Here is a 19,895-nt window from a genome sequence, read left to right as displayed (position 1 = left end):
GGCCGCTTTATCCGATCCCGAGTTACAGAAACCCCAATCGCTCGATGACGGCAATGATCCAGAACGCGCCCGTCATCAAGAGCGCAACGCCGACAGCGGCCGAGCCCATGTCCTTGACGCGGCCGATCTGCTTGTCGTGGTCCATGGTCAGCCGGTCGGCGAGCTTCTCGATCGCGGTATTGAGCAGCTCGACCGTCAGCACGAACGCGACGGAGCACACCAATTCGACCGCGCGCATCGCGGTGGCGCCGACGAACCAGGCCAGCGGCACCGACAGCAGCAGCGCAAAGATCTCCTCGCGGACGGCCTGCTCCGACCGGAACGCAAAGGCCAGACCGTTGCGCGAATTGATCGTGGCCTTCCAGATCCGCAGCAAGGTCTTACAGCCCCGCTGCGGCCGGAATCGGCTGGGCCTTGCCGGCGCGCTCCTGCTTGAGCAGCTCAGCGACCAGGAACGCCATATCGATGGATTGCTCGGCATTGAGGCGGGGATCGCAGACCGTGTGGTAGCGGTCGTTGAGGTCCTCGTCCGTGATCGCGCGGGCGCCGCCGAGACATTCGGTGACGTCCTGGCCGGTCATCTCCAGATGCACGCCGCCGGCATGGGTGCCTTCGGCGGCATGGACGGCGAAGAACGACTTCACCTCGGACAGGATGCGGTCGAACGGGCGCGTCTTGTAGCCGGACGTGGAGGTGATGGTGTTGCCGTGCATGGGATCGCACGACCAGACCACCACCCGGCCCTCGCGCTTCACGGCGCGGACCATGTTCGGCAGATGCTCGCCGATCTTGTCGGAGCCGAAGCGGCCGATCAGCGTCAGGCGGCCCGGCTCGTTGTCGGGGTTGAGCACGTCGATCAGCTTCAGCAGTTCGTCGGACTTCAGCGACGGGCCGCACTTGAGTCCGATCGGGTTCTTGATGCCGCGGAAATATTCGACATGGCCGTGATCGAGCTGGCGGGTGCGGTCGCCGATCCAGAGCATGTGGCCCGAGGTCGCGTACCAGTCGCCGGTGGTGGAATCGACGCGGGTCATGGCCTGCTCGTAGCCGAGCAGCAGCGCCTCGTGGCTGGTGTAGAAATCGGTGGCGCGCAGCTCCGGATGGCTCTCGAGATCGAGGCCGCAGGCGCGCATGAAGTTGAGCGCGTCCGAGATGCGGTCGGCCAGTTCCTTGTAGCGGCGGGACTGCGGTGAATCCTTGAGGAAACCGAGCATCCATTGATGCACGCTGCCGAGATTGGCGAAGCCGCCGGTCGCAAAGGCGCGGAGCAGGTTCAGCGTCGCCGCCGACTGGCGATAGGCCATCAGCTGGCGCTGCGGATCGGGAATGCGCGCTTCCCTGCTGAAGGCAATGTCGTTGACGATGTCGCCGCGATAGCTCGGCAGCTCGACGCCATCAACCTTCTCGGTCGGCGAGGACCGCGGCTTTGCAAATTGCCCGGCGATGCGGCCGACCTTCACCACCGGCACGGCGCCGGCATAGGTCAGCACCACCGCCATCTGCAGCAGCACGCGGAAGAAGTCGCGGATGTTGTTGGCGCCGTGTTCGGCGAAGCTCTCGGCGCAGTCGCCGCCCTGGAGCAGGAAGGCCTCGCCGGCCGCAACGCGGCCCAAGGCCTTCTTCAGATTGCGCGCCTCGCCCGCGAACACCAGCGGCGGAAAGGTCGCAAGCTGCGCCTCGACGTCGGCCAAGGCCTTGGCGTCGGGATATTCGGGCACCTGTAGCACCGGCTTGCTGCGCCAGGACTCGGGCGTCCACCGCTCGGACATCGCAATCTCTCCGTGAAGCAAAAACCACAACCTGATCTAGGGGTTGCGAGGGCTGCCTTATACACAGGCCGGCCTCGCCCCGCTACTTGTAAATCCATTTCGCAGCGCAAACCCTTGCGGCCAAAGCCGAATTCGCATTTGCTTGGGCAGGCTTGGGAATCCGGCAGGACACCGACCGCCATGGGCGCGGCACTGGATGACGTTTACATCGACGAGATCAGCTTCCCGGCGGCCGACGGCTATGCCCTGGCCGGCACCCTGTTCCTGCCGCGCGGCGCCAAGCGCCATGCCGTGCTGATCAACTCGGCGACGGCCGTGCCGCGCAAGATCTATCGGGGCTTTGCCTCCTATCTCGCCCATCGCGGCTGCGCGGTGCTGACCTACGACTATCGCGGCATCGGCGATTCCCGCCTGCCGGCGATGGTCGGCTACAACCAGCCTAAATCGCTGGTCGGCTTCAAGGCCTCGATGTCCGACTGGGCCGCGCTCGATGTCACCGCCGCGGTCAGCTGGATGCGCGAGCGCTATCATGCGCTGCCACTCGCCTATGTCGGCCATTCCTTCGGCGGCCAGGCGCTCGGGCTGATCGCGAACAACAGCGAGATCTCGCGCGCGGCCTTCGTGGCCTCGCAGGCGGCGACGTGGCGGCTGATGACCTCGCCCGAGAAGTATCGCGTCTACGCCTTCATGAATTTTGTCGGCGTGCCGCTGGTCCATGCGCTTGGTTATGCACCGGGCTGGGCCGGCGTCGGCGAGGATTTGCCCAAGGGCGTCTTCCTGCAATGGACCGAATGGGTGTCGAGCCCGCGCTATCTGTTCGATTCAAAGCTGCCGGCACTCGAGAACTTCGCCAGGTTCAAGGGCGAGCTGCGCTCGCTCTGCTTCTCCGACGATCCCTGGGCGACGCGCCCCGCGGTCGAGCTGCTCGCGAGCGGATTCACCGCGATCGAGCCGGAGGTGCTGACGGTCGCACCGTCCGAGGTGGGCGCCAAGAAAATAGGCCATTTCGGCTTCTTCCGCCCCGAGCACCGCGACACGCTCTGGCGCGGCGTCGCGGAATGGATCCAGGGGGAGTAAGGCCGCGTTAACGAATGATCGTCGTCAGCGACGAGTAGCGCCGGTTCGGCTTGGCCTCGCTGGGCGCGAACTGCGCGAAGGCGTCGCTGACGCGGACCGCCGGCGGCGTGTCGTTCGCGAACCGAAACTCCTTCGGCCGCGGTGCGTAGAAGCTGGCGCGGTAATAGGCGTCGTCGAAGCGCGCCTCGCCGACGCCGAACAATGCGTCACAGACCAGAAGGAGCGCGTAGACTCCCGCGACTGCTGCGACCATCTCCCTGAGAATTGTCATGCCGATGCCCTGCCCTTTTGCGGGCAGGATGCAGATCGGTTCCAAAGGCCTGGTTTAAGGTGCCCTGCTTCTTGTCCTCAGCGTTTGCCGGGGCTGAACCGATTGCAGACAATTTTATCGATCTTGAATGGAAAGCCCGCCCGACCGGACGATCAGGCGGGCTCCAGGATTCCGCTCGGGAGGTATTTGGCGGCCGGATTGATCAGCCGTGCTCGGCCTCCTTGCGATGGCCGCTCTCGCTGAGGCGGTCGACCCAGGCGATGCCGATCGCCGAGATGATGAAGGTCATGTGAATCAGCACCTGCCACATCACCCCGGTCTCGGTGAAATTGCTCCGCGTCGTGCCGAGATTGCCGGCCTCGATGAAGGTCCTGAGCAGCGAGATCGAGGAGATGCCGATGATCGCCATCGCGAGCTTGATCTTGAGCACGCTGGCATTGACGTGACCGAGCCATTCCGGTTCGTCGGGATGGCCGGTCAGGTTCAGCCGGGAGACGAAGGTCTCGTAGCCGCCCACGATCACCATGATCAGCAGGTTCGAGATCATCACGACGTCGATCAGCCCGAGCACGACCAGCATGATCTGCTGCTCGCTGGCATCGAACGAGTGCAGGACCAGGTGCCAGAGCTCCTTCAGGAACAACAGCACATAGACGGCCTGGGCGACGATGAGGCCGACATAGAGCGGCAATTGGAGCCAGCGCGAGCCGAAGATCAGCTTCGGAAGCAAGCCGACCGGCGGCAGCGGCGCGGCCGGCGCCGAAGGTGCTTTGGATTCAGACGTCATTGATCACTCCGGATTGCAGACAGGCCTCGCCTCTAGAGACTCGCGATGACGGGTGCGAGCTCGAGCGAGCCCCGATAGATCATCTCGAAGGCGACGTAAATGATGATGGCCAAGCCGACATAGGCAACCCAGCGTTGCTTCTGGAGCACGCGGCCGAGCAGATCGGCGGCAACGCCCATCATCGCGACCGACAGCAACAGGCCGAAGGCGAGGATGTAGGGATGCTCGCGCGCAGCGCCCGCAACTGCGAGCACGTTGTCGAGCGACATCGAGACGTCGGCGGCAATGATCTGCAAGGCCGCCTGGCCGAAGGTCTTTCCCTGCACCGGGGCAGCGTCCGTGCTGCCGCCATGGCCGAAGGCGAGCTGCTGCGAATGTGCTGACTGCTCGCGCAATTCACGCCACATCTTCCAGCACACCCAGAGCAGCAGCACGCCGCCGGCGAGCAGCAGGCCGATGACCTGCAGGAGCTGGGTCGCGACGCCGGCAAAGACGATGCGTAGCGCAGTGGCCGCGGCGATGCCGACGATGATCGCCCGGCGGCGTTGCGCTGCCGGCAGGCCCGCCGCGGCTAGACCAATGACCACGGCGTTGTCGCCGGCCAGCACGAGGTCGATCAGGATGACTTGGAACAGCGCGGTCAGCGCCTCGGCGGTGATGAATTCGGTCATGTTTGATCATCCTTCGATGCCGACGATTCGAGCCAATGCGGCTTGCGGCGCTCGATCCAGTCGAAGACCTTTGAACGGGAGGAACGCAGCGCCGGCACGTCCTCGGCGAGCAGCGCGAGGCCGAGCGGCAGCATCCAGACGCCGAGCACCGGCAGGACGGCGAGCACGCCGCCGACGACCAGCAGCGCGCCCGAGGGAATCCTGACCCAGCGGCTGGACGGCTTCAGCAGATAGGTCACCGTGTCTCCCATGCGCGGCGGGAGGCGGTCGACGAGCTTGGCGAGGCGCGGGTCTCCACCGGCGATCTCGCCGGTGTTCCCCTCGGTTTGCCTGGCGTGCTCGTTCGAAACCATGCTCATGCTTACTCCTTCGAGGTGGCCTGCAGCTTGGGGCCCGCTGCACTTGCCACGACCGGCTTCGCGCGCGGCAGCACCAGCGTCAGCAAGCGCAGCAATTTGATCGCCTGGACTTCGTGGGGATGTACGTCCTCGTCTGCGGCAGCAACGCGCTCCGACAGCTCCATCAAATGCGACGAGAGCGGCAGGTTCGAAACGGGCCGCAGCGTATCGATCACGACATTGGCAAAATCCGGCTCTTCGAGCCGCTCGGCGAGTTCGTCGAACATCGCACAGAGCCGTTCGTCGGCGATGTGCGGCGCCAGCTTGCGATCCCTGATGAAACGGATCACCTCGTCGCGCTCGACCGGCGAGACGCGCCGGTCGGCGACCGCAACCAGCGCGCCGACGATCACCAGCGCGGCCGCGGCCTGCTCGTTCAGGCTGGACGGCTCCGTGATCTCGATCTCGAAGGGATTTGAGGTTTTGGCGTCGGACATCGTAGCTCCCTTAGCTTGCGAAATGGCCGCACGGAGCTGAGATGGAGACGAATGGTCGGAGAGAACGAACAGGGGCCCGACAATCGGCTGATCCATCGCATGCGCGCGGGACAGGTCATCCGACATCACGAGGTTTGCCGACGTCGGTCGGCGTCCTCGCCAGAGGGGCCCGGATTCTTGTTCGCACCAGAAATAAAGGTGGGCCTGCCGGAATCAAGGCGATCCGACTGCGACCAGCAGCCGCATCGGATGGGCGTTGCCGGACTTGGTTAAGCAGTCCCTTGCGTCGGGAACCATGCAGCCCTGACCCGTGTTGGTGCACCTCGCGACACGTCAATCGAGCTGCCAGGAACCCGCATGTGCCGCTGGATCGCATACCGGGGCGAAACCACCTCGTTCGAGCCTTACGTCACCGAACCCGAGCATTCGCTGATCGCCCAGAGCATCCGCTCGCTTCAGTCCACGGCGGGCTCGAACGGAGACGGCTTTGGGCTCGGCTGGTATGGCGAGCATCCGGAGCCGGGCCTTTATCGCGAGACGCGCCCGGCGTGGTCGGATGAAAACCTGCGCTACCTTTGCCGGCATTTGCGATCGCATTTGTTCTTTGCGCATGTGCGTGCCGCCACCGGCACGGCCGTGACGCGGCAGAATTGTCATCCCTTTGCCTGCGGACACTGGATGTTCATGCACAACGGATTCGTCGGCAGCTGGAATCGGCTGCGGCGCAAGGTCGAGGCGCTGATTCCCGATACCTATTATCCGTCGCGGCTGGGAACCACTGACTCCGAAGCCGTGTTCCTGGCAATGATGGGCGCCGGTCTCGAGCATGATCCGCTCGGCGCGACGCAATCCGTGCTGCAATCCCTCGTCGAATTGGTCAACGAAGGTGGGCTTCGCGAGCGGCTGCGCTTTACCAGCGCGATCGCCAACGGCCGCGATCTCTACGCATTTCGCGTCTCGGTCAATGATGCAGCGAACACGCTCTACTACCGCGAGGACGGCGGCCAGGTCATCGTCGTCTCCGAGCCGTATGACAAGGAATTGGACTGGGCGGAAGTCCCGGCGAATCATGCCCTGATCGCGCGAGCGTCCGAATCCGTCAAAATTGTTCCGTTCGCTCCCGCAATTTCCAGTACATCGGGTGCGGAACCGGCAACATTCGGACGGATTATCGCCCGCAGGTAGTGACCGCGCCGGTGGCCAATGACATTTGATTCAGACGTTTCGAAGCTGCTTCGCCTCGCCCCATCCGAGGATAGGCAGCACGTCGTCATCCGTTCTGCCGGCGGCGGCGGCAATCCGGCGGAATATTCCTTCGGCATCGAGGAGGAATACTTCCTCGCCGACCGCCGCAGCTTCGAGGTCGCGATCCGCACGCCCAACGAGCTGTTCGAATCGGCAAACTGGTCGACCGGCGGCCAGGCCATGCGCGAGATGCTGCAATCGCAGCTCGAGGTCGCAACCAACGTTCATGTCGACGTGAACGACGCGCGCGAGGAGCTGCGCTTCCTGCGACGCGAGGTCGCGAACGTCGCCGCGCAATACGGCTTCGTGATCATGGCCTGCGGCACGCACCCGAGTGCTGTCTGGCGCATGTCGCAGCCGAGTCCCAAACCGCGCTACGAGGAGATGATCGAGGATCTGCGCAGTATCGGTCACCGCAACATGATGTGCGGCATGCATGTGCACGTGCAGTTGCCCGACCCCGAGAAGCGCATGGCGGTGATGCGGGCGATGCTGCCGCTCCTGCCGTTGTTCATCGCGCTGTCGGCGTCCTCACCGTTCTGGAATTCGCACAAGACCGGGTTGAAGGGCTACCGCCTCGCAGCCTATTCCGAGCTGCCGCGCACCGGCCTGCCCGAATTGTTCGAAGGCAAGCAGGATTTCGACGCCTATGTCGGCGCGTTGCAGCGCTCCGGCGTGATCCCGGACGAAAGCCACATCTGGTGGGCGATGCGCCCCTCCATGAAACATCCGACCCTGGAGCTTCGCGCGCCCGACACCTGCACCTTCGTCGACGACGCGATCGCCATCGCCTCGCTCTACCGGTGCCTGACGCGGCATCTCTATCTGCGCCCTGAGCTCTGCCGGGAGGTCACTGCGGTCGAGCGCGCGATCGCGGTCGAGAACAAATGGCGCGCCCAGCGCTACGGCACCGACTGCATCTTCGCCTCCAGGGACGGACCGGTGACGATCTCGGAGCTGCTCACGCGGGTGATCGACGACATCGCAGAGGACGCAGCCGCACTGAACTGTTCCGCCGAGATCGAACACTGCCGAACCATCGTCGCGGGCGGCAGCTCGGCGGAATTCCAGCTTCGCGCCTATCGCGAAAGCGGCGACGACATCGCAGCCGTGTCACAATGGATCGCTACCTCTACGCTGTCCGGAACGAGTGCGCCTGTCCAGCGCAGCGCTCCTGCGCCGTCATAGCGCTCGCGCAAGCTTCGGCGACGAAAATGCCATTCCTGAACTGCTGAGATCGTGGAGAAGCGCATGAATCGCACCACACCCTGCACCGGCTGCGGCCAAGCGCTCGTCCCGATGCTGACGGCCGAAGGCCACACAGAGCCGAGCTGCCTCTGGTGCGAAGGCTTCGACGCGCGCGCCACGGACATGGCGAAATGGGCAGGCAGCCCATCCGGCAAGCCCGAGCCGGCGCTCCCTCGATCGTTCGACTGAACCGAACCGGCGCCCATCGCGGCAGCCGGCACGGCTGCATGCGCTTTCGCTGGGCGTGCCGACAAATTAGACAAGACGAGTCGCTTCGCCCGCGGGCGTCTTGCCCGCACAGGTCGGGCGAATTCGGCGGCACCCATCGTCTAACCTCAGGTGCAATCTCGATTATTTGCGCGCCGCGGGCAGCCGGCGGGCCGACGCGCCGCATTGCGCTCCGGCTGGCCTGAAATTCGCAAGACAACAAAAGGCCAAGTCCCTGCCCGGCCACGACGAGGAGCGGCCAGTTGCGTGCGCTCGGCTCCGGGATGGATGGCCTCAGATCGGAGAATGCCATGAACGTGCATGCTGCCGGAGACATCAAATTCACCGGTCTCACCCATCCGAACGGCGCCCGGCTGCGTCTCAACGACCAGGACTTCGTGGCGATCGATCGCGACAGGAATGCGAAATTCGAGGCGACCTACCGGCCGCAGGCGCTCTACAACCGCGCCAACGAAGGCTTCCACGCCAACAACGAAACCTTCCTCCTGCACGAGGTCGCGACCAATCTGCCGATCTATCGTCCCGACACCGGTCCCACCGATTTCCATCTGCATCTGCCGCCGGGCGGCTTTCAGCTGGTGCTGGTCACCTCCGGCGCGTTCACCTTCGACTATGACGGCCGCTGGTACAACGTCGGCCCGGGCGCGGTGATGCTGCAGAGCGCGATCGTGCATCGCCAACTGTTCTACACCTGGTCGGGCCTGTCGACCGAGGAGAACCTGAAGACGCCGCAAACCGTCGTGCCCGATCCGATCTCGATGGGCTATTCCGGCAAATTCCTCGAAGCTTTCATCACCGATCCCACCACCTTTCCGAACCCGACCATCGTCGGCCCGGACCAGATCAACGAAGACGAAACGCCGCGCGTGGCCTGGAGCCATCCGCTGCATGACCGCCCGGCCGATGCCCGCTTCTGGCTTCAGGATCCCCTGGCGCTCGACGCGCTTTTCAAGCCGCTCACCGATGGTTCAGTCAAATCGGCGATGCCGGTCTACGTGCGCGATATCGGCATCGAGATTCCGAGCGGACATCTCGTCACGGGCCACATCATCGCGACCGACCCGCGTGGCCACGCACTCTTGCCGAAGAGCACGTCTGCCGCGGCGGACGCGACCTGTTTTGCCAAGGGCGAGGTCGTGATCTATCGCGTCATTCGCGGCACGGCCGAGTTCTTGAAAAAATCCGGCGAGAGCTTTGAACTCTCTGCCGGCGACGTCGTGACGGCGGGCAAGGGGTCGATCAGCCTCATCGGCGTCGGCGAGAACACCCAGGTCCTCCGCCTCGGCCTGCTCAAGGGCATGAACGAGCTGCGCAGCTGGACGCCGACGCAGCGCGACGAGATCGACGGCCTCGCCGGCCAGATCATCACGCAGAAGGACGTGCGCCCGCTGCGCACCGAAGGCAAGCCGGTCGGGTATTTGTACGGCTAGGCGGTTCGCAGCTACGCGACCGAAGTCTCATGGCGCAGGAATCGTACTTGAGACCAACAGCAGGTCGTTTGACAAAACACTTAGTGCTTGCGTCGCTATGTAACGCCTCTGTAGGTGCTCCAGCTCGCAAGTCGCTTCGCGGTGTCGACGATCTCCTCTGTAGCCGTGATTCCGAGCACGCTAACAATCGCGCTCGCTGTTCTGCGATTTGCTTGCGGCTGCCTCCAAGCCGAACGGCGATCTCCGCGTCCGTTTTCCCGGCGGCCAAGCGCCTGAGAAAGCGCTTCTCGTGAGGGCTGAGCAAAATGTCGGTCATTTGTTTCTAGTCGTGTTTCGTGACTATTCCGCAGCGACGGCGGTCAGAAGTTCGAATTGACTCGCGAGGCCGCTTAGGCTGTTTGCGACGTTCTTGAGGAGGTTCGCCATACTCGGTGACACTGGTCCAGTTCGGCTTTGATGCGCCAATTTGGAATTAAAAGAAGGCGACAAGAGAAACGGCCGCGATTGTGAATATGCTGGCCACACGACGAGCGCCAGGTAAACGCGGTCTCGCATGGATTACATCTCCACCGGCCCGACAACCTTAAATCGAACCCCCGCGGGCAACAGTTCAAAAGCGAACGTTCGGCCTCGTGAGGTAGAGCTGACAAGCGCTCGTTGCCTCCCGCTGTTGCGACGGCCGGTCCATGGCCGACGTTTACTTCGGAAGGCACTCGACGTTGTAAGCAATGATGATTTGCGCCGGATCGGCTTTCCCGAGGCTCTTCAAATCTTCCAAACCGCTTCTAAGCTTGGCTCCTGCCTCGCTCAAGCTGCCTTCAAGAGTAGTCTTGGCCTTCCGGCATCGCTCTTCACTCGTGAACTCCTGAAACACGACCGTTGGGAGGAGCCTCCATTCCGCCTTGTCACTGGTGGCGGCCGGGCTGACTGAGTAGGAGAAGACGTACATCAGGACCCACATCCCTCTTGCTCCATACGTGATGAGCACTGCTGGCTGGCCCCTCGACTGAGCTGCTCGTGCCGTGCCGCTAGTTGACGTAGATCAAACTCCTGCGGTTCTGATTGTCAAAATGGAGCACAGGGAACAGTCGACCTTTTTGGGGCGATAGGCATGAAACGCTGGATGGGGCTTCTCATCACAATGCTCATGTTGGTTGGATCATGCGCGAGCGAGGCGGCCGTGCGGATCGCATACGATCCCGGTGGGAGGATTGGGAAATATATCTATCGATATGAGCGACTGCGCGCTTCAGGCCAGGACGTAATCATCGATGGTTTCTGCGCATCTGCCTGCACGATTGTCTTGGCAACCTTGCCGTCCAACAAGATTTGCGTCACGTCACGTGCAGAATTAGCGTTTCACGCCGCTTGGGACATTGGGCATCGTGGGCGGCCCGTGACAAACCCCGGCGCGACGCGCATGATTTATTCGATGTATCCGGGGCCGGTGCGTCGCTGGATCGCCCAACGTGGCGGGTTAACGCGGCGAACGATATTTCTTAGTGGAAGCCCCCTACTGGCCATGTATCGCTCATGCCCGGCCTGAGGCAGCAAGAGAGAGCTCGGCGGTAGAAAAGGTCAGAACTGCTGCCAAAGCCTGATTGAAGGATTGCAAATTCGTTCGCAAGAGCAGCCTGAAGGCACCGCGAAGAAGTCTGCATCTTACCCACATCGGTCGCCGAGAGAGCGAGGAACGCCGCCGCCCCCGCTCCCTCGCTTGGCTCAATACTGATACGGATACTGACCCGGGCAGACGTAGCTGCCGTAGGCATCGTAGTAGCAACCATTGTTGTAGTTGTTATAGTACCCGTAGGCTCCCGCCGCCGCGGCGGCGCCTACAGCAGCGGCACCGTAGCCCCAACCTGGGCGATAGTAGCCGCCCCCGTATCCGGGATAACCCGCGATCGGTCGTCCCGGACGGCCGGCGATTGGACGACCTGGATAACCCGGTCGCCCTGGACGTCCTGCTATCGGATGCGAAGGCCGTGGACCTCCAGCCACGCGATAGCCGCGACCGCCGTGAACGCGTCCCGCGTGAACGGCGCCGCCCCGAACGTGGGCAGCCCTCATGCCGCCGCCATGAAAGCCTCCCGCGCGCATGCCGCCGCCGTGAAATCCTCCCCCGCCGCGAAAGCCGCCACCTCCACCGCGGCGTGCAAATGCATCATCAGGAACAAGGCTGGCAGCGACGAGGATCGCGGCCGCAAAGCCGATCAGACCGTATCGGACCATAGCATCCTCCCGGGGGTGATGTGCCGACGGCTGCTGTCTTCAGAATTGAACGCTTGCGCCAGCGGCACCGGTCGCAATCAGTTCTCTTCCTTCACCTTGCGCGCTTGATTTAAATCAATTGAGCAAGGCCGCACTCAATCGGCGCGCATGTTCCCGTCGGGAACTTCCGCGTCCATATTGCTGAGGAAGGTGGACGAAGAACCGTGTCATCGCAAAGCATGGGCATGCTTGCCAGCCTCCTCGCGGAGCGACGGGAGAGTAAGCAAGAGCCGCTCGTGCCCCTACTCCGCCGCCTGCCGCACGTGCCGTGCGGTCGGGGTGCGCATGGTGACGAGCTCTTCGGCCGCGGTCGGATGCAGCGCGATGGTCGCGTCGAAATCGGCCTTGGTCGCCTTCATCTTCACCGCGATCGCGACGGCTTGCGTGATCTCGGCGGCGGCATCGCCGACGATGTGGCAGCCGAGCACGCGATCGGTCGCGCCGTCGACCACGAGCTTCATCAGCACGCGGGTGTCGCGGCCCGACATCGTCGCCTTGATGGGCCGGAACGTCGTCTTGTAGATGTCGACGTGGCCGAATTGCGCGCGCGCCTCGGTTTCCGTCAGGCCGACCGTCCCGACCTCCGGCTGCGAGAACACGGCCGTCGGGATGTTGGCGTGATCGACCTGCACCTCGCGCTTGCCGAACACCGTGTCGGCAAAGGCATGGCCTTCGCGGATCGCGACCGGCGTCAGGTTGAAGCGGTGGGTGACGTCGCCGATCGCGTAGATGCTGTCGACCGAGCTCCTGGAGAAATGATCCACCGCGATGCCGCCGTTCGCCGGATTGATGGCCACGCCGGCATTCTCGAGGCCGAGATTGGCGACGTTCGGATGGCGGCCGATCGCGAACATCACCTGATCGGAGGCGAGGCTCGAGCCATTCGACAAATGCGTGGTGAAGTCCTCGCCGTGGCGGTCGACCTTGGTCACGGTGCAGCCGGTGAGGATGGTGATGCCCTGCTTCTCCATCTCGGCGCGGACATGGGTCCGGACATCCTCGTCGAAGCCGCGCAGAATGTTGTCGCCGCGATAGATCACGGTGACGTCGGAGCCGAAGCCGGCGAAGATGCCGGCGAATTCCAGCGCGATGTAGCCGCCGCCCTGGACCACGATCCGCTTCGGCAGCCTCGCAAGATGAAACGCCTCGTTGGAGGAGATCACGTGCTCGATGCCGGGGATCGCCGCGCCGTGGTTGGGCGCGCCGCCGGTGGCGATCAAAATGTACTTCGCCGTGATCTTCCTGTCGTTCTCGAGCAGGCGGACGGTGTGCTTGTCCTCGATCACCGCGCGGCTCTTGACGATCTGTGCGCCTGACTTCTCGACATTGGCGGTGTAGGCCGCCTCCAGTCGCGCGATCTCCTTGTCCTTGTTGGCGATCAGCGTCGGCCAGTCGAAGCTCGCGGGCGGCACGGTCCAGCCGAAGCCGGCGGCATCCTCGAGCTCGTGCCGAAAATGCGAGCCGATCACGAACAGCTTCTTCGGCACGCAGCCGCGGATCACGCAGGTGCCGCCCATGCGGTATTCTTCCGCGATCATGACTCGGGCGCCGTAGCCGGCCGCGATGCGGGCGGCACGGACGCCGCCCGAGCCGCCACCGATGACGAAGAGGTCGACGTCGAATTCAGCCATTGTCCACTCCGACCCCTTTCAAGAACCGCCTTTCAGATAGGTGCGCTCAGATCTCCTTGCCACGCTTGCGCATCTCGGCACGGAAGGCGCCCATCACGGTTTCCGAGAAGGTCTGGGCCCAGGTGTTCATGAACGCCATGCTCTGCCCGATCGCGCGCGGCTCGGCCTCGATCAGCTTCTTGCCCAGGGGCGACTTGTAGAAGGTGACGAGGTCCTTCAGCTCCTGCTCGGTGAACTCGGTGGCATAGATCTGCGCCATGCCTTCGCCGATCTCGTTCTGGCGGCCGTTGAGCTGCTGGGCCACGATCGGGGCGACCTCGTTGAGCTCCTTCTGGTAGTTCAGGTTCTGCTGGATCAGCGCGCCCTTGGTCTTCTCGACCATGCCCGGCACGGCGCCCGCATACATCGCGGCGGCGTTCTTGATCTGCAGGATCTCCTTGGCCGCCGCGATCGCCGCGGGCGAAGCCTTCGGCTGGGCCGGCGCCGCGGGAGCCTTCTGGCCCGCCTGCTGCGCCACGGCCGGGGCGGCCGAAAGGGCCAATCCCGCAACGAGAGCCGCAGCCGGCAAGAATTTCAACACGGTCTTCATTCCTGGTCTCCTTTCGGCTTGCGCCGTTCAATCACGCGGATTCCGCCGCCGCCCGCCAGAACGGCCGAGCTGGCCAAGCCGATGAACAACCCGTGCTCGACCACGCCGGGAATCGCGCTCAACGCCTTGGCGAGACGCGGCGGATCCGGAATACGTCCGAGCTGGGCATCGACGATCCAGTGGCCGCCATCGGTGACGAAAACGTGGCCGTCCTTGTCCCCGCCTTTGACCTTGCGGACCGCCATGTGCCCGGAAACGCCGCATTCGGCAAATGCCTTTTCGATCGCGCGGCGCGTCGCACCGAGCCCGAACGGGATGACCTCGACCGGCAGCGGAAACTTGCCGAGGCTCGGCACCCATTTGCTGTCGTCGGCAATCACGATCATGCGATCCGAGGCGGCCGCCACGATCTTCTCGCGCAACAGCGCGCCGCCGCCGCCCTTGATCAGGTTGAGCTCGGGATCGATCTCGTCGGCGCCGTCGATCGTGAGGTCGAGACGATCGATCTCGTCCAGCGTCGTCAGCTTCACGCCGCAGCGTTCGGCATCGGAGCGCGTCGCCTCGGAGGTCGGCACGCCGATCACCTTGAGCCCGGCGGCGACGCGCTCGCCGAGCAGCTCGACGAAATGCTTGGCGGTCGAGCCGGTGCCGAGCCCGAGCTGCATGCCGTCGCGCACCTCTTCCAGCGCACGCGCCGCAGCCTGCCGCTTCAACTGGTCCATGGTCACGTGTGCGCCTGCCCTGTGAAATCTCGAACATGCGGCCGATTCCGTCCGCTTTCGGGCGCCTATGTAGCCTCGTTTTCCCCAAGAGAACAGGGCCTGGAACAGGGTCTGGGAGCAGTCCTATAAGGTGATCTTATGGGCCCGCCCCTTGCGCGGATAGGACCGGACCGGTAGCGCTGGGATCATGACCTCCTTCAAGACGACGTCCCCTCACACCATCGTCTTCGATCTCGACGGCACGCTGGTGGATACGGCGCCCGACCTGATCACCGCCCTGAACTACGTGCTCGACCGCGAAGGCCTGCCGCCGGTGCCGATGGCCTCGGCCCGCAACATGATCGGCGCCGGCGCCCGCAAGCTGATCGAGCGAGGGCTGGAAGCGGAGGGCCGCACCGTCACGCCCGCGGACATGGACCGGATGACCGCGGATTTCATCGCGTACTACGCCGACCATATCGCGGTGGAATCCCGCCCCTTCGAGGGGCTCGAGGCCGCCCTCGACCAGTTTTCCGCGCAAGGCCACCGCCTCGCGGTCTGCACCAACAAGCTGGAATGGCTGTCGAAGCGCCTGCTGGACCAGCTCGACCTCAGCCGCCGCTTCGCGGCGATCTGCGGTGCCGACACTTTTGGCGTCCAGAAGCCCGATCCGACCATTTTTCGCGAGACCGTGGCCCGGGCCGGGGGCGAGGTGAAAGCCAGCATCATGGTCGGCGATGCCGGAACCGATGTCGGCGTCGCCCGGCGGGCCGGGGTGCCCGTGATCGGGGTCAGCTTCGGCTACACCGATGTCCCGATTGCCGAGCTGAAGCCCGACCGGCTGATCCATCACATGCGCGACCTGCCGGCGGCCGCGATCAGCCTGATGATGGCTTGACCTGCCGCAAGCCACTGATATCTTTTAACTATTAAAAAAAACACCTGCATTAACCATCTATTGCCTATGCGTCGCACGCCAATTGCCTGCCCCAGGCGACACTTCTAAGGTCGGCCCCGGGGGATGTGGCAGCGCGCCGCAGTTGAAGTGGATGGTTCATGCGTCGTCTCATCGCGATTGCCTTGGCAGGAGCGAGCCTGGGTGGCTGCTCCTCGATGTCCTGGGACATGTTCAACTCGGCGCCGCCGCCCATCCAGGTCCGGCTCGAATCCAATCCGCCAGGGGCTGACGCCACCACATCGCTTGGCCAGGGCTGCAAGACCCCCTGCTCGGTCTCGGTTCCCGCCCCCGACGCCCCCTTCACCGTCGCTTTCACGCTGCCCAAGTACCAGCCGACCAGCGTGCCGGTGAACGTGATCAAGAATCCCGGCGATTTCACCACGCCCGCCTCGGTCACCACCGATCCGAATCCGGTGTTTGCGGAACTCCAGCCGGCGGCGCCGCCGAAGCCCGCTCGCAAGCCGCATCGGCCCAAGAATTCGAAGCCGAAGCCGGCCGCGCCCGCCGCGCCGCCGGCCGATGCTGCACCCGCACCGAGCTCGCCCTTCCCCGATCCGAATGCAGGCAAGCGCTGAGTTACCCATACCACCCGATTGTCCTAGCCGCCTCCGATGCTTAGATTGCTCAGGCCGCACCGCTGAAGCAGGTGCGCCCGCCGCCGTAAGTGACAAGGCATTTGCTATGAACGGACTTCCTGCGAGCCCCCGCGCCCCGCTGTCGAGCGCGATGACCGATCCGTTCGGGCGGACCATCACCTATTTGCGTGTCTCCGTCACCGACCGCTGCGACCTGCGCTGCTTCTACTGCATGTCGGAAGACATGACGTTCCTGCCCAAGGCGGACCTGCTGACGCTGGAGGAACTCGACCGGCTCTGCACGGCCTTCATCGCCAAGGGCGTGAAGAAGCTGCGCCTCACCGGCGGCGAGCCCTTGGTCCGCCGCAACGTGATGTCGCTGGTGCGCTCGTTGTCGCGGCATTTGTCGAGCGGCGCCTTGAGCGAGCTGACGCTGACCACCAACGGCACCCAGCTTGCGAAGCACGCGCGGGAGCTCGCCGATTGCGGCGTCCGCCGCATCAACGTCTCGCTCGACACGCTCGATCCCCGGAAGTTTCGCGAGATCACCCGTTGGGGCGAGATCGACAAGGTGCTGGAAGGCATCGAGGCCGCGCGCGCCGCAGGGCTTGCCGTCAAGATCAACGCCGTGGCGCTGAAGAACCTCAACGAGGACGAGCTGCCTTCGCTGATGCGCTGGGCCCACGGCAAGGGCATGGGCCTGACGCTGATCGAGGTGATGCCGATGGGCGAAATCGGATCGGGCCGTATCGACCAATATCTGCCGCTGTCGCTGGTGCGCGCCCGCCTCGCCCAGCAGTTCACGCTGACGGATCTGGCCGAGAGCACCGGCGGCCCGGCGCGCTATGTCAGCGTCGCCGAGACAGGCGGCAAGCTCGGCTTCATCACGCCGATGACCCATAATTTCTGCGAATCCTGCAACCGGGTGCGCATCACCTGCACCGGAACGCTGCACACCTGCCTTGGCCACGAGGATGCCTCGGACTTGCGGAAACCTCTGCGTGCATCCGGCGACGACCTGTTGCTTGCGGATGCGATCGACCGCGCCATCGGGCTGAAGCCCAAGGGCCACGATTTCATCATCGACCGTCGCCACGACCGCCCCAGCGTCTCCCGGCACATGAGCGTCACCGGCGGCTGACAGCACTCGGTTCCGGCCTTATTCCCCTTAACTATCAACAAACTTCCGATTGACTGGCGGCACGCCCGCTGGTTTGGTGCGGCGGCCTCATGCCTGCGCGGCGAGACAAGCCACGCGCCATCTCGGCGCAGTCAAGACGGCCGGGGCACAATCGGGGGAGGACCTATCGTTGCAAGCGCTCCTTAAGCTGAGCAGCAGGATCGACGCGTTCACGCGCTGGACCGGCAAACGTATTGCGTGGCTGATCGTGCTCGCCGTGATCATCTCGGCGGTCAACGCGATCATCCGCAAGACGTTCGACACCTCGTCCAATTCCTGGCTGGAGCTGCAATGGGTGCTGTTCAGCATCGTCTTCCTGCTATGTTCGCCCTGGACGCTGCTCGACAATGAGCACATCCGCATCGACATCGTGAACAACACGATGCCGAAGAAGGCGCGCAACGTCATCGACGTCGTCGGTCACGTGTTCTTCCTCGTTCCGATCTGCATCGTCATGATCATTACCGGAGTGCCGTTCTTCCTGCGCTCCTTCCAGATCAACGAGCAATCCGGCAATGCCGGCGGTCTGCCGCAATGGCCCGCCAAAGCCCTGATCATGATCGGGTTCGCGTTCCTGCTGGTGCAAGGCATCTCCGAGCTGATCAAGCGGATTGCGGTGATGCGCGGCTTGATACCGGACCCGCATGAATCACAGGTGTCGGCGCTGGAAGCGGAAGTCGAGCATCTCGTCGAAGCGATCGAGAAGAAGTAGCCGTTGGCGACGGTGTAGGGGGAATCCATGACCGCATTCATCATCGCCAATATGGCGCCCATCATGTTCGTGTCGCTGGTCGTCATGCTGCTGCTCGGCTATCCGGCGGCATTCTCGCTCGGCGCCGTCGGCCTGTTCTTCGCCATCGTCGGCGTCGAGCTCGGCCAGTTTCACCCCGACTTTCTCCAGGCTCTGCCGGAGCGCGTCTATGGCGTGATGAACAACGACACGCTGCTCGCGATCCCCTTCTTCACCTTCATGGGATTGGTGCTGGAGCGGTCGGGCATGGCCGAGGACCTGCTCGACACCATCGGCCAGCTGTTCGGCACCATCCGCGGCGGCCTCGCCTATGCCGTGATCTTCGTCGGCGCGCTGCTCGCTGCGACGACCGGCGTGGTCGCAGCGTCCGTGATCTCGATGGGCCTGATCTCGCTGCCGATCATGCTGCGCTACGGCTATGATCGCCGCGTGGCCGCCGGCGTCATCGCCGCGTCCGGCACGCTTGCGCAGATCATTCCGCCCTCGCTCGTTCTGATCGTGATGGCCGACCAGCTCGGCAAGTCCGTCGGCGACATGTATGAAGGCGCCTTCATCCCGGGCCTCGTGCTCGCGGCCCTCTATGCCGGCTACGCCTTCCTCGTCAGCATGATCTGGCCGAAAGCCGCGCCGGGCCTGCCGAAGGAGGCGATCGGCTTTCGCGAGGACGACGGCAGCCGTGGTCTCGTCTCGCTCGGCATGCTGTTCCTCGCAAGCTGCGTGTTCGGATGGTTCATGATGCGCAATTCGAGCGTGCATGGCGCCGATTACGTCGTGCTCAGCATGTTCTACGGCATCATCTTCGCGTTCGCCGTCGCGGTGGTGAACTGGGGCATCGACAAGCTCACCGGCTTCCGCTTCCTGTCCAAGATGGCCCAGCAGACCACCTTCGTCATGGTGCCGCCGCTGTTCCTGATCTTCCTGGTGCTGGGCACGATCTTCATCGGCATCGCGACGCCGACCGAAGGCGGCGCGATGGGTGCCGCCGGCGCCCTCATCCTCGGCGCTGCAAAGCGGCGGTTGAGCTGGGACCTGATCCGGCAGGCCACGGAATCGACCGCCAAGCTGTCGGCTTTCGTCGTGTTCATCCTGGTCGGCGCCCGTATTTTTTCGCTCACCTTTTACGGGGTCAACGGTCACGTCTGGGTCGAGCATCTGCTCACCTCGCTGCCGGGTGGCCAGATCGGCTTCCTGATCTTCGTCAACGCGCTCGTGTTCGTGCTGGCCTTCTTCCTCGACTTCTTCGAGCTGGCCTTCATCGTGATCCCGCTGCTGGGGCCGGCCGCCGAAAAGCTCGGCATCGACCTGATCTGGTTCGGCGTCATTCTCGGCGTCAACATGCAGACCTCGTTCATGCACCCGCCGTTCGGATTTGCGCTGTTCTATCTCCGCTCCGTCGCGCCGAAGGAGCGATACACCGATCGCGTCACCGGCAAGCGGATGGATCCCGTCACCACCGGCCAGATCTATTGGGGCGCGGTGCCCTTCGTCGTCATCCAGATCATCATGGTCGGCCTCGTGATCGCGTTCCCGTCGATGGTGATGCACTACAAGGGCGTGGCGACGAACATCGATCCCTCTACGATCAAGATCGAGGTGCCGCAGATCGAGCTGCCGCCGCTGGATCTCGGTCCGCCGCAGAAGTAGCGGGAACGACGCGCGCCGTCATGCCCCGCTAGAG

At 64.0% G+C, this 19,895-nt stretch carries 24 protein-coding genes; 12 read left to right on the top strand and 12 right to left on the bottom strand.

The genetic code is table 11. From position 1 onward, the window contains the following. Positions 1–22: 22 nt before the first annotated feature. Together BDOA9_RS19145 and BDOA9_RS19140 are read right to left on the bottom strand one after the other, a co-directional pair. A complete protein-coding gene (locus tag BDOA9_RS19145) occupies positions 23–376 on the bottom strand; it encodes a diacylglycerol kinase (RefSeq protein WP_025035578.1) in 354 nt (117 codons plus the stop codon). Between the two features lie 4 nt (positions 377–380). Continuing rightward, positions 381–1,769 carry a class II 3-deoxy-7-phosphoheptulonate synthase gene (locus tag BDOA9_RS19140; protein WP_025035577.1) on the bottom strand — a complete coding sequence of 463 codons (1,389 nt, stop codon included), beginning with the start codon at positions 1,767–1,769 and terminating at the stop codon, positions 381–383. 180 nt (positions 1,770–1,949) lie between these two features. Between BDOA9_RS19140 and BDOA9_RS19135 the strand changes: the two genes are divergently transcribed. Continuing rightward, positions 1,950–2,846 carry an alpha/beta hydrolase family protein gene (locus tag BDOA9_RS19135; protein ID WP_025035576.1) on the top strand — a complete coding sequence of 299 codons (897 nt, stop codon included), beginning with the start codon at positions 1,950–1,952 and terminating at the stop codon, positions 2,844–2,846. A gap of 7 nt (positions 2,847–2,853) precedes the next feature. Here the strand turns inward: BDOA9_RS19135 and BDOA9_RS19130 are convergent, their stop codons facing one another. The 5 genes from BDOA9_RS19130 to BDOA9_RS19110 all read right to left on the bottom strand — a co-directional run bounded on the left by BDOA9_RS19130 (position 2,854) and on the right by BDOA9_RS19110 (position 5,410). Further along, the gene (locus BDOA9_RS19130) at positions 2,854–3,117 is read right to left on the bottom strand and encodes a hypothetical protein (protein WP_025035575.1); all 264 of its coding nucleotides are present in this window, start codon (positions 3,115–3,117) and stop codon (positions 2,854–2,856) included. A 202-nt stretch (positions 3,118–3,319) separates the two neighbouring features. Next, positions 3,320–3,904, bottom strand: a complete 585-nt coding sequence (locus BDOA9_RS19125) for a TIGR00645 family protein (RefSeq protein WP_025035574.1) — start codon at positions 3,902–3,904, stop codon at positions 3,320–3,322. A 32-nt stretch (positions 3,905–3,936) separates the two neighbouring features. After that, positions 3,937–4,575, bottom strand: coding sequence for a YjbE family putative metal transport protein (locus BDOA9_RS19120; RefSeq protein WP_025035573.1), 639 nt, complete (start codon positions 4,573–4,575; stop codon positions 3,937–3,939). Then, complete coding sequence (locus BDOA9_RS19115; protein WP_025035572.1) at positions 4,572–4,934, bottom strand: hypothetical protein; 363 nt, start codon at positions 4,932–4,934, stop codon at positions 4,572–4,574. Before BDOA9_RS19115 ends, BDOA9_RS19120 begins: the two co-directional genes overlap by 4 nt. Positions 4,935–4,936: 2 nt before the next feature. Further along, positions 4,937–5,410 (bottom strand): TerB family tellurite resistance protein, encoded by a 474-nt coding sequence (locus tag BDOA9_RS19110; RefSeq protein ID WP_025035571.1) that lies wholly within the window; start codon positions 5,408–5,410, stop codon positions 4,937–4,939. Positions 5,411–5,767: 357 nt separating this feature from the next. Between BDOA9_RS19110 and BDOA9_RS19105 the strand changes: the two genes are divergently transcribed. From BDOA9_RS19105 to BDOA9_RS19090, 4 genes are all read left to right on the top strand, one after another. Continuing rightward, positions 5,768–6,595: a class II glutamine amidotransferase gene (locus BDOA9_RS19105; protein ID WP_025035570.1), complete on the top strand. Its 828-nt coding sequence runs from the start codon at positions 5,768–5,770 to the stop codon at positions 6,593–6,595. 18 nt (positions 6,596–6,613) lie between these two features. Continuing rightward, positions 6,614–7,843, top strand: a complete 1,230-nt coding sequence (locus tag BDOA9_RS19100) for a carboxylate-amine ligase (protein ID WP_025035569.1) — start codon at positions 6,614–6,616, stop codon at positions 7,841–7,843. Between the two features lie 63 nt (positions 7,844–7,906). Continuing rightward, positions 7,907–8,092 carry a hypothetical protein gene (locus BDOA9_RS19095; RefSeq protein WP_025035568.1) on the top strand — a complete coding sequence of 62 codons (186 nt, stop codon included), beginning with the start codon at positions 7,907–7,909 and terminating at the stop codon, positions 8,090–8,092. A gap of 329 nt (positions 8,093–8,421) precedes the next feature. After that, positions 8,422–9,561, top strand: coding sequence for a hypothetical protein (locus BDOA9_RS19090; RefSeq protein ID WP_025035567.1), 1,140 nt, complete (start codon positions 8,422–8,424; stop codon positions 9,559–9,561). A 697-nt stretch (positions 9,562–10,258) separates the two neighbouring features. Here the strand turns inward: BDOA9_RS19090 and BDOA9_RS19085 are convergent. After that, positions 10,259–10,510: a hypothetical protein gene (locus BDOA9_RS19085; protein ID WP_244521494.1), complete on the bottom strand. Its 252-nt coding sequence runs from the start codon at positions 10,508–10,510 to the stop codon at positions 10,259–10,261. Positions 10,511–10,672: 162 nt separating this feature from the next. Here BDOA9_RS19085 and BDOA9_RS39470 point away from each other — a divergent pair, with 162 nt between their 5' ends. Then, positions 10,673–11,107 (top strand): hypothetical protein, encoded by a 435-nt coding sequence (locus BDOA9_RS39470; protein WP_042336235.1) that lies wholly within the window; start codon positions 10,673–10,675, stop codon positions 11,105–11,107. 176 nt (positions 11,108–11,283) lie between these two features. Here BDOA9_RS39470 and BDOA9_RS39465 read toward each other — a convergent pair whose 3' ends face one another. Next, positions 11,284–11,661 carry a hypothetical protein gene (locus tag BDOA9_RS39465; protein WP_445291825.1) on the bottom strand — a complete coding sequence of 126 codons (378 nt, stop codon included), beginning with the start codon at positions 11,659–11,661 and terminating at the stop codon, positions 11,284–11,286. Here BDOA9_RS39465 and BDOA9_RS40125 point away from each other — a divergent pair. Further along, entirely contained in the window at positions 11,596–11,901 is a 306-nt protein-coding gene (locus BDOA9_RS40125; RefSeq protein ID WP_192859584.1) for a hypothetical protein, read from the top strand. The two genes, BDOA9_RS39465 and BDOA9_RS40125, sit on opposite strands and share 66 nt — an antisense overlap. Before the next feature lie 173 nt (positions 11,902–12,074). Here the strand turns inward: BDOA9_RS40125 and gor are convergent, their stop codons facing one another. The 3 genes from gor to rpiA are packed head-to-tail and all read right to left on the bottom strand — an operon-like array spanning position 12,075 to position 14,780. Beyond that, the gene (gene gor / locus BDOA9_RS19070; RefSeq protein ID WP_025035565.1) at positions 12,075–13,463 is read right to left on the bottom strand and encodes a glutathione-disulfide reductase; all 1,389 of its coding nucleotides are present in this window, start codon (positions 13,461–13,463) and stop codon (positions 12,075–12,077) included. A gap of 46 nt (positions 13,464–13,509) precedes the next feature. After that, positions 13,510–14,052 carry a DUF2059 domain-containing protein gene (locus tag BDOA9_RS19065; protein ID WP_025035564.1) on the bottom strand — a complete coding sequence of 181 codons (543 nt, stop codon included), beginning with the start codon at positions 14,050–14,052 and terminating at the stop codon, positions 13,510–13,512. Beyond that, positions 14,049–14,780, bottom strand: coding sequence for a ribose-5-phosphate isomerase RpiA (gene rpiA / locus BDOA9_RS19060; RefSeq protein ID WP_025035563.1), 732 nt, complete (start codon positions 14,778–14,780; stop codon positions 14,049–14,051). Before rpiA ends, BDOA9_RS19065 begins: the two co-directional genes overlap by 4 nt. A gap of 181 nt (positions 14,781–14,961) precedes the next feature. Between rpiA and BDOA9_RS19055 the strand changes: the two genes are divergently transcribed. The 5 genes from BDOA9_RS19055 (at position 14,962) to BDOA9_RS19035 (ending at position 19,861) form a co-directional block, all read left to right on the top strand. After that, positions 14,962–15,651 (top strand): HAD family hydrolase, encoded by a 690-nt coding sequence (locus BDOA9_RS19055; protein ID WP_042336229.1) that lies wholly within the window; start codon positions 14,962–14,964, stop codon positions 15,649–15,651. Between the two features lie 158 nt (positions 15,652–15,809). Then, a complete protein-coding gene (locus BDOA9_RS19050; protein WP_025035560.1) occupies positions 15,810–16,286 on the top strand; it encodes a hypothetical protein in 477 nt (158 codons plus the stop codon). 106 nt (positions 16,287–16,392) lie between these two features. Further along, positions 16,393–17,427: a GTP 3',8-cyclase MoaA gene (gene moaA, locus BDOA9_RS19045; RefSeq protein ID WP_025035559.1), complete on the top strand. Its 1,035-nt coding sequence runs from the start codon at positions 16,393–16,395 to the stop codon at positions 17,425–17,427. Between the two features lie 169 nt (positions 17,428–17,596). Then, on the top strand, positions 17,597–18,178 hold the full coding sequence (locus BDOA9_RS19040; protein WP_025035558.1) for a TRAP transporter small permease subunit: 582 nt from the start codon (positions 17,597–17,599) through the stop codon (positions 18,176–18,178). A 27-nt stretch (positions 18,179–18,205) separates the two neighbouring features. Beyond that, positions 18,206–19,861 (top strand): TRAP transporter large permease, encoded by a 1,656-nt coding sequence (locus BDOA9_RS19035; protein WP_025035557.1) that lies wholly within the window; start codon positions 18,206–18,208, stop codon positions 19,859–19,861. Positions 19,862–19,895 lie beyond the last annotated feature (34 nt).

The organism is Bradyrhizobium sp. DOA9, from assembly GCF_000617845.2.
In the GTDB taxonomy this organism is placed as follows: domain Bacteria; phylum Pseudomonadota; class Alphaproteobacteria; order Rhizobiales; family Xanthobacteraceae; genus Bradyrhizobium.
This window is presented reverse-complemented; position numbering and strand designations above follow the sequence as displayed.

What these genes read in the sequence shown, in the direction of transcription:
- BDOA9_RS19140 (WP_025035577.1), bottom strand. Translation starts at nt 1,769, where the DNA reads ATGTCCGAGCGGTGGACGCCCGAGTCCTGGCGCAGCAAGCCGGTGCTA.
- BDOA9_RS19135 (WP_025035576.1), top strand. Translation starts at nt 1,950, where the DNA reads ATGGGCGCGGCACTGGATGACGTTTACATCGACGAGATCAGCTTCCCG.
- BDOA9_RS19130 (WP_025035575.1), bottom strand. Translation starts at nt 3,117, where the DNA reads ATGACAATTCTCAGGGAGATGGTCGCAGCAGTCGCGGGAGTCTACGCG.
- BDOA9_RS19125 (WP_025035574.1), bottom strand. Translation starts at nt 3,904, where the DNA reads ATGACGTCTGAATCCAAAGCACCTTCGGCGCCGGCCGCGCCGCTGCCG.
- BDOA9_RS19120 (WP_025035573.1), bottom strand. Translation starts at nt 4,575, where the DNA reads ATGACCGAATTCATCACCGCCGAGGCGCTGACCGCGCTGTTCCAAGTC.
- BDOA9_RS19115 (WP_025035572.1), bottom strand. Translation starts at nt 4,934, where the DNA reads ATGAGCATGGTTTCGAACGAGCACGCCAGGCAAACCGAGGGGAACACC.
- BDOA9_RS19110 (WP_025035571.1), bottom strand. Translation starts at nt 5,410, where the DNA reads ATGTCCGACGCCAAAACCTCAAATCCCTTCGAGATCGAGATCACGGAG.
- BDOA9_RS19105 (WP_025035570.1), top strand. Translation starts at nt 5,768, where the DNA reads ATGTGCCGCTGGATCGCATACCGGGGCGAAACCACCTCGTTCGAGCCT.
- BDOA9_RS19100 (WP_025035569.1), top strand. Translation starts at nt 6,614, where the DNA reads ATGACATTTGATTCAGACGTTTCGAAGCTGCTTCGCCTCGCCCCATCC.
- BDOA9_RS19095 (WP_025035568.1), top strand. Translation starts at nt 7,907, where the DNA reads ATGAATCGCACCACACCCTGCACCGGCTGCGGCCAAGCGCTCGTCCCG.
- BDOA9_RS19090 (WP_025035567.1), top strand. Translation starts at nt 8,422, where the DNA reads ATGAACGTGCATGCTGCCGGAGACATCAAATTCACCGGTCTCACCCAT.
- BDOA9_RS19085 (WP_244521494.1), bottom strand. Translation starts at nt 10,510, where the DNA reads ATGTACGTCTTCTCCTACTCAGTCAGCCCGGCCGCCACCAGTGACAAG.
- BDOA9_RS39470 (WP_042336235.1), top strand. Translation starts at nt 10,673, where the DNA reads ATGAAACGCTGGATGGGGCTTCTCATCACAATGCTCATGTTGGTTGGA.
- BDOA9_RS39465 (WP_445291825.1), bottom strand. Translation starts at nt 11,661, where the DNA reads ATGCGCGCGGGAGGCTTTCATGGCGGCGGCATGAGGGCTGCCCACGTT.
- gor (WP_025035565.1), bottom strand. Translation starts at nt 13,463, where the DNA reads ATGGCTGAATTCGACGTCGACCTCTTCGTCATCGGTGGCGGCTCGGGC.
- BDOA9_RS19065 (WP_025035564.1), bottom strand. Translation starts at nt 14,052, where the DNA reads ATGAAGACCGTGTTGAAATTCTTGCCGGCTGCGGCTCTCGTTGCGGGA.
- BDOA9_RS19055 (WP_042336229.1), top strand. Translation starts at nt 14,962, where the DNA reads ATGACCTCCTTCAAGACGACGTCCCCTCACACCATCGTCTTCGATCTC.
- BDOA9_RS19050 (WP_025035560.1), top strand. Translation starts at nt 15,810, where the DNA reads ATGCGTCGTCTCATCGCGATTGCCTTGGCAGGAGCGAGCCTGGGTGGC.
- moaA (WP_025035559.1), top strand. Translation starts at nt 16,393, where the DNA reads ATGAACGGACTTCCTGCGAGCCCCCGCGCCCCGCTGTCGAGCGCGATG.
- BDOA9_RS19035 (WP_025035557.1), top strand. Translation starts at nt 18,206, where the DNA reads ATGACCGCATTCATCATCGCCAATATGGCGCCCATCATGTTCGTGTCG.